11 protein-coding genes are annotated in these 13,606 nt (G+C 65.8%); 4 read left to right on the top strand and 7 right to left on the bottom strand.

All coding sequences use genetic code 11. The annotated features are described in order from the left end of the window. Nucleotides 1–45 precede the first annotated feature (45 nt). Genes BI344_RS21245 through BI344_RS21235 form a run of 3 tightly spaced genes read right to left on the bottom strand, consistent with a single transcriptional unit; the run spans nt 46 to nt 2,859 of the window. Nucleotides 46–861, bottom strand: a complete 816-nt coding sequence (locus BI344_RS21245) for a DUF2861 family protein (protein WP_083370325.1) — start codon at nt 859–861, stop codon at nt 46–48. Continuing rightward, the gene (locus BI344_RS21240; protein ID WP_071114790.1) at nt 858–1,505 is read right to left on the bottom strand and encodes a response regulator transcription factor; all 648 of its coding nucleotides are present in this window, start codon (nt 1,503–1,505) and stop codon (nt 858–860) included. The genes BI344_RS21245 and BI344_RS21240 overlap by 4 nt, the downstream gene beginning before the upstream one ends. Beyond that, nucleotides 1,486–2,859 (bottom strand): ATP-binding protein, encoded by a 1,374-nt coding sequence (locus BI344_RS21235; protein WP_071114789.1) that lies wholly within the window; start codon nt 2,857–2,859, stop codon nt 1,486–1,488. The genes BI344_RS21240 and BI344_RS21235 overlap by 20 nt, the downstream gene beginning before the upstream one ends. Nucleotides 2,860–2,947: 88 nt before the next feature. On the opposite strand from BI344_RS21235, the gene earP reads away from it, so the two are divergent. From earP to serS, 4 genes are all read left to right on the top strand, one after another. Beyond that, entirely contained in the window at nt 2,948–4,093 is a 1,146-nt protein-coding gene (gene earP / locus BI344_RS21230) for an elongation factor P maturation arginine rhamnosyltransferase EarP (protein WP_071114788.1), read from the top strand. Between the two features lie 61 nt (nt 4,094–4,154). Beyond that, entirely contained in the window at nt 4,155–4,718 is a 564-nt protein-coding gene (efp, locus tag BI344_RS21225) for an elongation factor P (protein ID WP_071114787.1), read from the top strand. Between the two features lie 110 nt (nt 4,719–4,828). Next, nucleotides 4,829–6,148, top strand: a complete 1,320-nt coding sequence (locus BI344_RS21220) for a replication-associated recombination protein A (RefSeq protein ID WP_071114786.1) — start codon at nt 4,829–4,831, stop codon at nt 6,146–6,148. A gap of 15 nt (nt 6,149–6,163) precedes the next feature. Next, on the top strand, nt 6,164–7,450 hold the full coding sequence (serS, locus tag BI344_RS21215) for a serine--tRNA ligase (protein ID WP_071114785.1): 1,287 nt from the start codon (nt 6,164–6,166) through the stop codon (nt 7,448–7,450). A 48-nt stretch (nt 7,451–7,498) separates the two neighbouring features. Here serS and BI344_RS21210 read toward each other — a convergent pair whose 3' ends face one another. From BI344_RS21210 to phaR, 4 genes are all read right to left on the bottom strand, one after another. Continuing rightward, on the bottom strand, nt 7,499–10,021 hold the full coding sequence (locus BI344_RS21210; protein WP_071114784.1) for an EAL domain-containing protein: 2,523 nt from the start codon (nt 10,019–10,021) through the stop codon (nt 7,499–7,501). A 175-nt stretch (nt 10,022–10,196) separates the two neighbouring features. Next, nucleotides 10,197–11,309, bottom strand: coding sequence for a DUF3472 domain-containing protein (locus BI344_RS21205; protein WP_158021098.1), 1,113 nt, complete (start codon nt 11,307–11,309; stop codon nt 10,197–10,199). Between the two features lie 144 nt (nt 11,310–11,453). After that, nucleotides 11,454–12,758 carry a tetratricopeptide repeat protein gene (locus BI344_RS21200; protein WP_071114782.1) on the bottom strand — a complete coding sequence of 435 codons (1,305 nt, stop codon included), beginning with the start codon at nt 12,756–12,758 and terminating at the stop codon, nt 11,454–11,456. 117 nt (nt 12,759–12,875) lie between these two features. Then, entirely contained in the window at nt 12,876–13,436 is a 561-nt protein-coding gene (phaR, locus tag BI344_RS21195; protein ID WP_071114781.1) for a polyhydroxyalkanoate synthesis repressor PhaR, read from the bottom strand. Nucleotides 13,437–13,606 lie beyond the last annotated feature (170 nt).

Genomic DNA, 13,606 nt, shown 5'->3' with positions numbered 1-13,606 from the left:
AACCGCATTGCAGCGCAAAAGGAAAAGGTAATTGTCAGGATAATGTCAGAACTGCCGCCATGGCGCGGCCAGGCGGTGGACCTGGCGGACGGCGACGGCGCCGCGGAACTCGGCGCGCAATAGGGACACGCTGGCCCATAGCGGCTGGCCGTCTTTGCCGGCCGGCCAGCTCAACGGCTGGCCCAGCTCGCGCCGCCGCCACCATTTCAGCTCGAAATCCGGCTGCGACAGCAGCGCCTGCTCCAGCCAGGGCCGAGGGCAGGCGGACGGCTGCGCCGGCGGGCGCGGCTCCAGCCGGCCGCCATCGCGCCGCAGCCAATCCAGCGCGGCCGCGCCCGGCAGCGACAGGTCCTGCCGCCACGCCTGGCCGCCGCTTTGAACGGTCAGCCGGTACACGCCGGGCGGCAGCGCGGCGGCCTGCTCATCGCTATCCAGCTCGAAGCGCCGGCCCTGGTAGCGCGCCGCATTGCCGGCCAGCAGCACGCGGCCATCCGGCAGCCGCAGCGACCACTGCAGGTCGCGCCGGGGGCTGGCGCCGCTCAGCCGTACGCTATAGATGCGGCTGAGCGGGATATCGCGCTGGATCAGGTCCAGCTCCAGCTCTTCCAGCCACGGCGGCGGCGCCAGCGGCATGTCGCGGCCGCACTGGCCGGATACCAGCTCGCGCTGAAGCTGCAACCAGGCCTGGCGCTGAGCGGCACTGGAAAGCCCGGCCCCCAGCGCGTCCAGCTGGCGCCAGGCGCCTGCGCGGTCGCCGGAAAAAAGCGCGTGATAGGCCGGCTCCAGCGGCGTGGCCGGCAGCACAGGCGCGGCCGCCGCCCGGGCCGCCCAGCCCAGCGCCAGCCACCAGGCCGGCCTCACGCCTCGCCCTCGCGCAGCCGGTAGCCGACGCCGCGCACCGTTTCTATCTGTATGTCCGGCAGTTTCTGCCTGAGCTGCAGCACATGGGTGTCGACGGTGCGGGTGGACGGAAAATGCTGGTAGCCCCACACCTGGTTCAGCAGCTCATCGCGGGTGAACACCCGGCCGGGCATGCGCGCCAGCATAGCCAGCAGGTCGAATTCGGTGCGGGTGAGCGCCACTTCGCCTCCGCGCCAAGCCACCGCCTGCCGCGCCGGCCACAACTGCAGGCCGCCGCAGGCCAGCTGCCCCTCGCCCAGCGGCCGCAACTGGGCGCGCACCCGCGCCAGCAACTCCACATGGGCGAAGGGCTTGGTCAGGTAGTCGCGCGCGCCCGCCTCCAGGCCGGCCACCCGGTCCTGCAGCTCCACCCTGGCGGTCAGCACGATCACCGGCAGCGCCTTCAATGCCAGCCATTGCGGCAGCAGGCGCAGCGCGTCGCCGTCCGGCAGCTGGCGGTCCAGTATCGCCAGCTCGGCCTGCCGCCAATGGGCGGCCACTTCGCCGCCATTCCGCAACCACACGCAGGCATAACCCTGCTGCAGCAAGAATTGGCGCAGGCCAGCGCCCAGCTCGGCATCGTCTTCAATCAGCAATATCGTCACACGGCAACTCCAGCACGAATGTCGTCGGCGGCCCTTCCAGCGCCAGCCGGCCGCCCAGGCGTTTCATCACCCGCCGCACGATGGCCAGCCCCAGCCCCATGCCGGCCCCCAGTCCCAGTTCGCGCCGCAACAGCGACAAACGGTAGCGCGGCAGCGCGCCGCCGTCGCTGACCGCCAGCCGCAAGCGGCGGGAGCGCCAGACAGCCGTCACCCGCACCGGCGGCCGGCCGTGCTGGCGCGCGTTGCGCAGCAGATTGTCCAGACACAGCCCCAGCCAATAAGCGGGCAGATTCAGATTTCTATCCTGATCCAGACAGTACGTCGCGCCATGGCGTTCCGCGACGCTGTCCAGCCACTCGGCCAAGGGCAGCGGCTGCGGCGCTTCCAGCCGGCTGTCCGCCGCCAGGAAGTGGCGGCTGGCATCTGCCAGCTGACGCAGCCTCAGCACGCCGTCGGCCAGGCGGCCGAAGCCCTGCCGGGCATCCTCCGGCAGCCGGTCGAAGCCGGCGCGGAACTCCTCCACCACATTGCCCAGTCCGGCGATCGGGGTGCGCAGCTCATGGGTAAGCATCTGCAGCACGAAGCGCCGCTCGCGCTCCAGGCGGCGGCGCTGCCGCCAGCCATATGCCAGCACCCCCGCCGCAGCCAGCAGCGAAAAGCCCGCCAGCGTCCGCCACCACCACGGCGATGGCGGCAGCGGCCGCGCGCATACCCGCCCCAGCGGCTGCGGGCAAGCGTCGCCGTCAGCCAGCGGACTCAGCTCCAGTCCGGCCGCCTCCGCCAGCGGCCGCCACTGCCCTGCTCCGTAGCGCCGCCAGAATGCGCCGTCGCGCCACCACAGCGCGCCGCCGTCCAGCAGCCAGCGCTCGCCGGACAGCAGCGCGGCCAGATTGTCGTCGCCCAATCGGCCGATGCCGGCGAAGGCCGCCGGCCGCTCGCGCAGGTGCAGGTAAGGCTGCAGCGTGGATGCGGCTTCGGGATGGCGCTGCAGATAGTGCCAGGCATAGCTGCCGCCCAGCGGATGGATCAGGTGGGAGGCGAACCAGCGGGTCGGCAGCGCCTGGCCGCCGCACAGCGCGCGCTCGAAACGCAGCAGCTCGGCCGGCAGCGCCGGCCAGGGCTGGCGGCACTGGCCGCGCTGGCGGTACAAGGCCTGCAGTTCGGACAGCGGAAACTGGTCCAGCGCCGGGTACAGCGAATCGGGCCGCAGCAGCGCGGCGTCCAGCTGCTGCAAGGCGGCCACCGCCGTCTCGGCCTGGGGGTGGGCCTCGCGCAGCGAGGCCTGCAGCGCGGCGACGTCGGCGCGGGCGGGCAGGCTCAGGGCGATCAAAAACAGGGCGAATAGACGCGGCATGGCTGGATTATAAGGCCCGCCGGCCAAAGCTCGCAGCGCGCCGCTTCCATGGTAAGCTGCCGGCGTTTGCCAACTATCATCTTGCCTCATGCCACCTCGCAGCTGGGATATCTTCTGTACCGTCATCGACAACTACGGCGACATCGGCGTCGCCTGGCGCCTGGCGCGCCGGCTGGCGCGCGACCACGGCCTGGAAGTGCGGCTATGGGTGGACGATCTTTCCAGCTTCGCGCGCATCGCGCCGGGGCTGGACCCGTCCCTGGAGCGGCAGCGGCTGGCCGGCATAGACATCCGCCACTGGCCGCAGCAGGACTTCCCCGCCGACGCGATTCCTGGCGAGGCGGTGGTGGAGGCCTTCGGCTGCCGGCTGCCGGACAGCTTTGAAGCCGCGATGGCCGCCCTGCCGGCGCAACCGGCATGGATCAACCTGGAGTACCTGTCGGCTGAGGATTGGACACGCGGCTGCCACCTGCTGCCCTCGCCCCACCCCAGGCTGCCGCTGACCAAGCATTTCTTCTTCCCCGGCTTTGACGAACATAGCGGCGGGCTGATCTGCGAAGACGGCCTGATCGCCGCGCGCCAGGCGTGGCAGGCGGACGAGACGCAGCAGCTGGCCTACTGGCGCAGCCGCGGCCTGCCGCCGCCGGCCGAGGGCGAACTGCGCGTCAGCCTGTTCGCCTATGAAAACCCGAGCGCGGCCGCGCTGCTGCAAGCCTGGGCCGATGGCCCGCAGGCCGTGCGCTGCCTGGTGCCGGCCGGCAAGGTGCTGGCCGATGTGGAGAAGGTATTTGGCCGGACGCTCGTGGCCGGCCACCATGCCCGCCTGGGCCGACTGGCCGTCCACATCCTGCCCTTGAGCGGCCAGGACGACTACGACCGCCTGCTGTGGGGCTGCGATTTCAACTTCGTGCGCGGCGAGGACAGCCTGGTGCGCGCGCAATGGGCGGCGCGGCCGATGGCGTGGCACATCTACCCGCAGGACGACCAGGCCCATCTCGCCAAACTGCGGGCTTTCCTGGACCTGTACTGCCGGGATCTGCCGCCCGAAGCGGCCGCCGCGGCGCGCGCGCTCAATCTGTGCTGGAACCGGCATGGCGACATCGCCGCAGCCTGGAGGGACGCCGCGCCCTGGCTGCCGGCCTGGCGCCGACATGCATCAAACTGGCAACAGGCGCTGCTGCAACCAGGCGATCTGGTCGCTAGACTGCTGCACTTTATCGGCGATATCGGCTAGAATACCGCGTTTTGTCGGGAATCTTTCCCGGCTTCCATCAAGAGTTTGGGATTAGACAAGCATGAAAACCGCACAAGAACTGCGCGCTGGCAACGTATTCATGGTCGGTAACGACCCGATGGTCGTGCAAAAAGCTGAATTCAGCAAATCCGGCCGCAACGCCTCCGTCGTCAAGATGAAGATGAAAAACCTGCTGACCGGCACCGGCAGCGAAACCGTATACCGCGCGGACGACAAGTTCGACGTAGTGGTGCTGGACCGCAAGGACTGCACCTACTCCTACTTCGCCGACCCGATGTACGTGTTCATGGACGCCGAGTTCAACCAGTACGAAGTGGAAGCCGACAACCTGGGCGACACCCTCAACTACATCGTTGACGGCATGGACGACGTTTGCCAGGTAACCTTCTACGATGGCAAGGCCATCTCCGTGGAACTGCCGACCACCGTGATCCGCGAAGTGGAATACACCGAGCCGGCCGTGCGCGGCGACACCTCGGGCAAGGTACTGAAGCCGGCCCGCCTGGTAGGCACCACCTTCGAAGTACAAGTTCCGGCCTTCGTCACCACCGGCGAAAAGATCGAAATCGACACCCGCACCAACGAATTCAAGAAGCGCGCCTAAGCCCCTTCTGTTTCCAGCAGTGCGAAAAAGCGCCCTACCAGGGCGCTTTTTTCATGCCCGCCGCCAGCTGGTATACTGTTTGCCCTGCCCCGTCCCGCCAGATTAACGCCATGCCCGACCTCTTCGCCACCGAACCCAACAAGCCGCTCGCCGAAGCGCTGCGCCCGGCTCGGCTGGCCGACGTCATCGGCCAGCAGCACCTGATAGGCCCCGGCAAGCCGCTGAGCCTGGCGGTGGAAGCCGGCAAGCCGCACTCGATGATATTGTGGGGGCCGCCGGGCGTGGGCAAGACCACGCTGGCGCGCATCCTGGCTGCCAGCTTCGACGCCGAGTTCATCCCCCTTTCCGCCGTCTTCGCCGGAGTGAAGGACATCCGCGAGGCGGTGGAGCGCGCGCACGCGGTGCTGCAGCGCGACGGCCGTCACACCATACTGTTCGTCGACGAGGTTCACCGCTTCAACAAGAGCCAGCAGGACGCCTTTCTGCCCTTCGTCGAATCCGGACTGGTCACCTTCATCGGCGCCACCACCGAGAACCCGTCGTTCGAAGTGAACTCGGCGCTGCTGTCGCGCGCCCAGGTCTATGTGCTGAACAGCCTGACCGAAGACGAGCTGAAGCAATTGCTGGCGCGCGCGCAGGCCGAACACGCGCTGGATGGCCTGGAGTTCGACGCTCCGGCGGTGGCCACCCTCACCGGCTACGCCGACGGCGACGCTCGCCGCTTCCTCAACCTGCTGGAGCAGACCCGCACCGCGGCGCTGGCGCGCAAGGTGGAAAAGATAGACGCCGTCTTCCTGGAAGAAGTGCTGACGCTGAACGCGCGCCGCTTCGACAAGGGCGGCGACGCTTTCTACGACCAGATCTCCGCGCTGCACAAATCGGTGCGCGGCTCCAACCCGGACGCGGCGCTATACTGGCTCACCCGCATGCTGGACGGCGGCGCCGACCCACGCTACCTGTCGCGCCGCATCGTGCGCATGGCCTGGGAGGATATCGGCCTGGCCGATCCGCGCGCGATGCAGATCGCCAACGACGCCGCCGCCACCTACGAGCGCCTGGGCAGCCCCGAGGGCGAGCTTGCGCTGGGACAGGCGGTGATCTATCTGGCCGTGGCCGCCAAGAGCAATGCCGGATACAAGGCGTATAATGAGGCCCGCGCCTTCGTCAAACAGGACAAATCGCGCCCGGTGCCGGTACACTTGCGCAATGCCCCCACCCGGCTGATGAAGGAACTGGGCTACGGGCACGCTTACCGCTACGCGCACGATGAACCCCACGGCTACGCCGCTGGAGAAACCTATCTCCCGGAAGGCCTGGAAGACATCGAATGGTATCGCCCGGTGCCGCGCGGACTGGAAAGCAAGATTCAGGATAAACTGGCTTTTTTGCGTCAGCTGGATGCTGACGCCCAGCAAGATCCCGACAAGTAAAAAACAGGAATAACCATGCTCGACATTACTCTGCTTCGCAACGACATCGACGCCGTCGCCGCCCGCCTGGCAGCGCGCGGCTACACCCTGGACACCGTGGCTTTCAACCAGCTGGAATCCGAACGCAAGTCCCTGCAATCCCGCATGCAGGAACTGCAGGCCAAGCGCAACGCGTCTTCCAAGCAGATCGGCGTGGCCAAGGGCAAGGGCGAGGATGTCTCCGCGATCATGGCGGAGGTGGCCACCCTAGGCGACGAGCTGAAAGCGGCAGAACAGGCCTTCGAGACCGTGCAGAAGCAGCTGGACGGCTGGCTGATGACCATCCCCAACCTGCCGCACGAATCGGTGCCGGCCGGCAAGGACGAAAGCCAGAACGTGGAAGTTCGCCGCGTCGGCGTGCCGCGCCAGTTCGACTTCGAAGTGAAAGACCACGTCGACATCGGCTCCCCGCTGGGCCTGGACTTCGACACCGGCGCCAAGCTGTCCGGCGCCCGCTTCACCGTGCTGAAGGGCGACATCGCCCGCCTGCACCGCGCGCTGGCGCAATTCATGCTGAACACCCACACCGGCGATCACGGCTACGTCGAGCACTACACCCCCTACATCGTCAACGACAGCGCCTTGCTGGGCACCGGCCAGCTGCCCAAGTTCGCCGAAGACATGTTCAAGGTGACCCGCGGCGGCGACGAATCGGCGGCGCCGCAATACCTGATCTCCACCTCGGAAGTGACGCTGACCAACACCGTAGCCGACACCATCCTGAAGGCGGAAGAGCTGCCGCTGAAGCTGACCGCGCATTCGCCCTGCTTCCGTTCCGAAGCCGGCAGCTACGGCCGCGACACCCGCGGCATGATCCGCCAGCACCAGTTCGACAAGGTGGAGATGGTGCGCATCGAGAAGCCGGAGCATTCGTACGCCGCGCTGGAAGAAATGGTGGGCCACGCCGAGAACATCCTGAAGGCGCTGGAGCTGCCATACCGCGTGGTGACGCTGTGCAGCGGCGACATGGGTTTCGGCTCGGCCAAGACCTACGACCTGGAAGTGTGGCTGCCGGCGCAGAACACCTACCGCGAAATCAGCTCCTGCTCCAATATGGGCGACTTCCAGGCGCGCCGCATGAAGGCCCGCTACAAGGACGAAAACGGCAAGAACCAGCTGGTGCACACCCTGAACGGCTCCGGCCTGGCGGTGGGCCGCACCCTGGTGGCGGTGCTGGAAAACTACCAGAACGCCGACGGCAGCGTCTCCATCCCGGCCGCGCTGCGCCCGTACATGGGCGGCAAGGCCAAGATCGGCGGCTGAGCCCAGGCCTGGTCCAAGACAAACCGGCATCCCGCGATGCCGGTTTTTTCATTGCGCCGGCAATGCCTCCGCTTCCCTGCATCCTTGCGCCGCCAGCAAAGCTTCAAACTCCGCCTTCGGCAGCGGCTTGTGGAACAGGTAGCCCTGCGCGCAATCGCAGCCCTGCTCCAGCAGGAAGCGGCGCTGCGACTCCCGCTCCACCCCTTCGGCCACAATGTCCAGCCCGAGGCTGCGGGCAATCGACACGATGGCCCGGGTGATGGCGGCGTCGTCGCTGTCGCAGTGCAGGTCGGCGATGAAGGAACGGTCTATCTTCAGGCCGCGCACCGGCAGCCGCTTCAGGTAGGACAAGGACGAATAGCCGGTGCCGAAGTCATCGATGGACAGGTAAATGCCCAGCTGCTGCAGCCGGCGCAGCGTCTCCACCATGCCGCCGCCCTCCTCCATCGCCACGCTCTCGGTGATTTCCAGCTCCAGCGCCGCGCTGTCCAGGCCGTGCTCCGCCAGCACCCGCTCCAATTGCCGCACGAAATCGCCATACTTGAGCTGGCGGCCGGACACGTTCACCGCCACCCGGCCGGGCGCCAGCCCTGCATCGCGCCAGCGGCGGATGTCGGCGCAGGCGGTTTCCAGCACCCAGGCTCCCATCTGCACAATCAAGGCGCTTTCTTCCGCGATGGGAATGAAGCGGTCCGGCGCCACCAGGCCCAGCTCGGGATGGCGCCAGCGCAGCAGCGCCTCGGCGCCGACGATGCGCCGGCTGTCCAGCGCCACCTTGGGCTGATACCACAACTCCAGTTCCTGCTGGGCCAGCGCGCGGTGCAGGCTGTACTCCAGCTTCAGCCTTTCCAGCGCGCGGGCGTTCATGTCGGCGGTATAGAACTGAAAGCCGTTCTTGCCGCTTTCCTTGGCGCGGTACATCGCGGTGTCGGCGTGCACCAGCAGGGTATCGGCCTCGCGGCCGTCATCGGGAAACAGGCTGATGCCCATGCTGGCGGAAACGAACATCTGCTGGCCGGCCGCGCCGGACAATTCGGTAATGGCGTCCAGAATGGCCTGCGCCCGGCCGGCCACCTGCGCCACCCCGTCGACGCCCTCCAGCAGCACGGTGAATTCGTCGCCGGACAGCCGCGCCACCGTTTCGGCGGGCTGCAGTTGCGCCTGCAACTGGCCGGCGATGCGAACCAGCAGCTGGTCGCCGGCGTAGTGGCCCAGCGTGTCGTTGACCAGCTTGAAGCGGTCCAGATCGATGAACAACAACGCTAGGCCATGACCTTTGGCCGCCGCCCGCTCCACCGCGCCCTGCAGCTTCTCCAGGAACAGCGTGCGGTTGGGCAGGCTGGTGAGCGCGTCGTGATTGGCGAGGAAATGCAGCCTTTCCTCAGCCTGCTTGCGCTGGGTGATGTCGGAGAACACCGCCACGTAATGCAGGCATTCGCCATCGGCGTCCCGTATCGCGGTGATGCTCAGGTGCTCGGTATACAGCAGGCCGCCCTTGCGGCGGTTCACCACCTCGCCCTGCCAGCGGCCGTCGCGCAACAGGCCGCGCCACAATTGCTGGTAGAACTCCGGCGGCTGCTTGCCGGATTTGAGCATTGCCGGCGTCTGCCCCAGCGCTTCCTCGCGGCTGTAGCCGGTGATGCGGGAAAAAGCAGGGTTCACCGACTGGATCAAGCCATTGCGGTCGGTGATGACGATGCCTTCCATCGTCGATTCGAACACCTTGTCCGCCAGCAGCAGGCTGTGGCGCGACTGCTGCAAGGCCTCGTCGCGCTGACGCAGCGCCTGGCCCAACTCATGCTGGTATTCATGCTCGATGCCCCGCACGATGTCGTCGAAACCGAGCAGCCGGAGCAAACGGCCATCGTCGCCGAACACGCCAAGGTGGCGGATATTGTGCTGCTGGATCAGCTGCCGCGCCTGCAGCAGGCTGGCTTGTGCCGGCACCCCGATCAACGGCTGGCGGCAACCTGCATCCAGCGTGGCCGGCATGCTGTCGTCGGCCAGCCAGCGCAGCGCGTCGCGCTGGGTGAGAATGCCGTAGCCGCCCTGCGGCAGGGCAAACACCAGCGCGGTGAGCCCCTGCTCGCGCATCAATTGCAACGCCTCGACCGGACTTGCCGCCACCGGCAGGATAACGGCCTGCGGGCCGGGCAAACTGCTGACGCGCTTGACGATCAGGAAGGACTCCACCCCCTGATTGCGGACGATGTCGGTCAGGGTCAGCATGCCCAGCGGCTGTCCATTCCGCGACACCAGCGCATGGCGCAGCTGGCGGCGGCGGAAAATCTCCACCGCTTCCGCCAGCGGCATGTCGTGCGGCAGGCTGGCCGGCGGCGCGCCCAGCGCAGCGCCTACCGGCTGCAGTGGATCCAGTGCCCCCGGCAAGGCCCACAGCGCGTCGGCCTCAGTCCAGATGCCGCAGATCGAACCATCGTCATTTTGCACCAGGATGGAACTGCATCCCGCCGCCATCATGCGGCTGGCCGCCTCGCGCAAACTCAGCGACGGCGGGCAGCACAGCAGGTCGCAGGAAGCGATCCCGGCAATCGTCTGTGTCGGATAGGGCATGGGAATTAAAATGGCTTCGTCATAAACAATGCGGCCATTATACCCTCAACCCTGTTCACGGAAGGGTTGTCCGGTCAAAATCCGAGCAGAATGAAAAATGGCGCGCCATGCGCCGTTTTTTGCATCTTAAAACCAACAACAGCCGCACGGCACATGGACCGTGCCAGCCGCCCCCTTATCGCTTACCCCCCGCAAGCGGCGATACCGGTCCAAGCGGCGGCTGCGACCAGGCCTGGCTGGCCGCGTCGCTGCATTGCAGCAGGCTGGGCCGCTGCCCGGGGCGATTCGCGCTCAGACACAGGCCCGACTGCTGGCTGCGGATTTGGCCGCCGCCCAAATTCCAGCCGGAGGCGCCGCTGCAGGTGCGAACCTCGACTCCGCTGCCGTTCTCTTCCAGGCAGTAGTTATTCTGCAACTGCAGCGACTGGTCGCGCGCCCACACCCATGATTGGAAGGCGCTGCCGTTGCAGACGGAAGTCAGCGGCGTCGAGCCGTCTTGCAAGCCATTGCTGGCTTCCAGGCACAAGCCGCGGTTGGCTAGAGCGCCGCGCGCGCTGTTGCCTATGCCGTTTTCTTGCACGCTGGCGCGCGCCGAGACAGTCACATTAGAAAATCCCAGGCAGGCTTTGCTGGTTTCGCTGCCGTTGATAACCGCCTGTTGCGGCTTGCCGCCCACAATGCCGGCCGGCGCCGCGAAAGTCGCTTGGCTGTATGGCTGGCCCAGACAGGTGGAGCGGCTGTTGTTCCACTCGAAATACTCGGTCCAGTTCACCATATTGTTCGGCGAAATCCGCTTGGAGGCCGTTTTGATGCTGCCCAACTTGAACGAGGTCTTGCTGGTCAGATCGTTGACGGTCACCCCCAGCCAGCCGCCGCCCTCGTAAGCGACATGAAACTGATAAGCGTGGCCATGCGTCCAGTCGACATGAATGCGGCAGCTGCGTCCCTCGCCCTCTCCGGAGAAGCTGGTGCAATAACTGCCGGGCGAGCCTGGTCTGGCATCGGTGGTGTCCCAGGCGGAAAACAGGAAAGTGCGCTGGCGGCCGCCATTGCTCTGCATGCCGGCATAGGCGCCGGAAGTGCCCACCAGATCGAACTGGTTGGCCCAGTAGACGTTGGCGGAGTCACCGGGATCGTGGTTGACGGTGATCGTGAAATCAACCGCGTCCAGCGCTTTTACTCCGGCCGGAAAACGATAATGGGTATAGCTGCCTGGCGTCTTGCCGGCGGCTTGCGCCAATGGCGCCAAACTCAACAACAAGACGGGAATCACGGTTTTCAGCTTCACGGCCGGGCCTCCTTGCACCATGGCGCAAGGCGAGCGGATCAGACTGATCACTCGCCAATTCGATATATATTTTGCAAAATAAAGCCTTAATTATCACATTAACAATTACAAACATAGCGGCGCCACAATCATCCGGCGGCAAAGTCATCGCTCGGCATGCGCGGCGCAGACGAAGTGGCCGGCAATCGGACAGCCGGCCTCCTCCCGGATCTTGACTTCGGCAAACTGTCGTATCCGCAGCCCCGCCGCCCACAGCTCGGCGCGGATGTAATCCGGATGATGCCGATAACGGCCGCTGCGCCCCAGCAGGTATCCGGAACCCTCATCCAGCCTCTCGGTGCTGAACAGCAGCGCGCCGTCCGGCCCCAGACGGGCCGCCGCCAGCGCGAAAAAGCGCCGCATATCGCCCAGATAGATCAGCGTGTCCATGCAGCAGATCAACTGATAACTGGCCGCGCCGCTAGCCAGAAAGTCGCATAGATCGGCATGGTGCAGCTGCTGGTAAAGCCGCTTGCCGTCAGCCTGCCTAAGCATGCCTTCGCTCAGATCCACCCCGGTGAGCGTCCGGGCATAAGGCGCCAGCACGCTGCCCACCAGCCCGGTGCCGCAACCAAGGTCCAGCGCCTCCAGCGATGCCGGCTGGCAGCCCTCCGCCATCAGCCAGTCCGCCACCAGCTGCGGACCGCGGTAGCGCAAGCGCTGCAAGGCGAGGTCGAATGCAGGAGCGGCGGCATCGAAAGTGTAGGCCACGTAGTCGCGGCTGCAGACCGTCGGCGCTTCGCCTTTGCCGAAAGCGATCAGCAGGTGGGCCGCCACAGGATTGGACGGCTCCCGCTCCAGCCAGCTCTGCGCCAAGGCTTGTGCCTCGCCGTGACGGCCTAGATCGCACAAGGCCTGGCCGACCGCGATCAGCGACATTCTGCCAGCCGGCTCGGTCAGCACCCCTTGCGCATTGCACTGCCGCGCTTCCGGATAACGCTGCTGGCCCAGCAACAGCGTGGCGAGCAGGTAGAAGGCATCGGCACAGGCCGGGTTCAGCGCCGCCGCTTGGCGGTAGGCCGCCTCCGCGCGGACGGCCTGCCCGTCCTGCGCCAGTTGCGCTCCCAGATTGGTCCAATAGAAATACTGGCCGGGATCCAGCTCTGCCGCCGTCTGCATGGCCGAAATGGCCGCTGCGGCTTGCCCCAGCCGCGCATGGGCCATGCCCAGATTGAAATGCCATTCGGGATGGGAGGCATCCTGTGCGATAGCCGATGCCAGCAATAGTTGCGCCTCCTCCAGCCTGTCTTGCTGCAGCAGCAGAAAGCCCAGCCAGTGGCGGGCGGCGGTGCCGGCCATGCCGTCATCCAGCAACTCGCGGTAAGCGTGTTCGGCCTCCGCAGCCCTTCCCTCCAGATGCAAACGCTGCGCAAGCTGCAAGCGCCCGCCGCCGCTTTGCTCATCCCTCATTTCCAGCCCCTCATTACCATGCCGACTCACCCATCGCAAACAACAAGGCCGGAAGCGTGTTCGCCTCCGGCCCTTGGTATCCGTCGCTCAGGCATGCCAGGCATGCCGCGCCATCATTTATTCCTTGTCCTTGGTTTCGCTGCCCGGATAACCGGGAAAGCCGAAACCGCCGAACAGCTGCTTGGTCTGCTCCTGCATGCGGTTCTGCATTTCCAGGAACATGCCGGTGCTCTGCTCCATATAGTTGGCCATCATGTTCTGGATCGCCGGCCCCTGCAGATTCATGAACTCGCCCCACAAGGTGGTATTGAGCATGGCGTTGTCGCCATACATCGCTCGGGTCTGTTCCTGCATTTTTTGCTGCAACTGCGAGAAAAGCTGCAGATTTTTCTCCAGGAAGGGCCCCATCATGCCTTGCATCGCCTGGCCGTAATAGCGGATGAACTGGGTCAGGACTTCATAGCTGAACATCGGCATGCCGCCGTTTTCCTCTTCCAGGATGATCTGCAGCAGCACGCCGCGGGTGATGTCTTCCTGGGTCTTGGCGTCTTGGACCTGGATGTCGACATTGTCCAATACCAGCTGCTTGACGTCTCCCAGCGTGATGTAGGAACTGGTGGCGGTATCGTACAGACGGCGGTTCGGGTACTTCTTGATGACCCGTTTCTCAACACTCATTTAACGCTCCTGGTTATTGTCGTGGCGTTGTGCGCTGGCAATCTAACATAAATACAACAAACTAGAGTAAATCTTCTACCACCCCCTGACGCGTCATGCTACATTTCCACGTCATTGTGCGGCGCACAATTACCTTTACGGAATATCGTTGGCCCCATTTTCCACGCAAT

Source organism: Chromobacterium sphagni (genome assembly GCF_001855555.1).
Classification (GTDB): Bacteria; Pseudomonadota; Gammaproteobacteria; order Burkholderiales; family Chromobacteriaceae; genus Chromobacterium; species Chromobacterium sphagni.
Note: the sequence above shows the minus strand (reverse complement) of the source record. Positions and strands in the feature narration are given on the sequence as shown.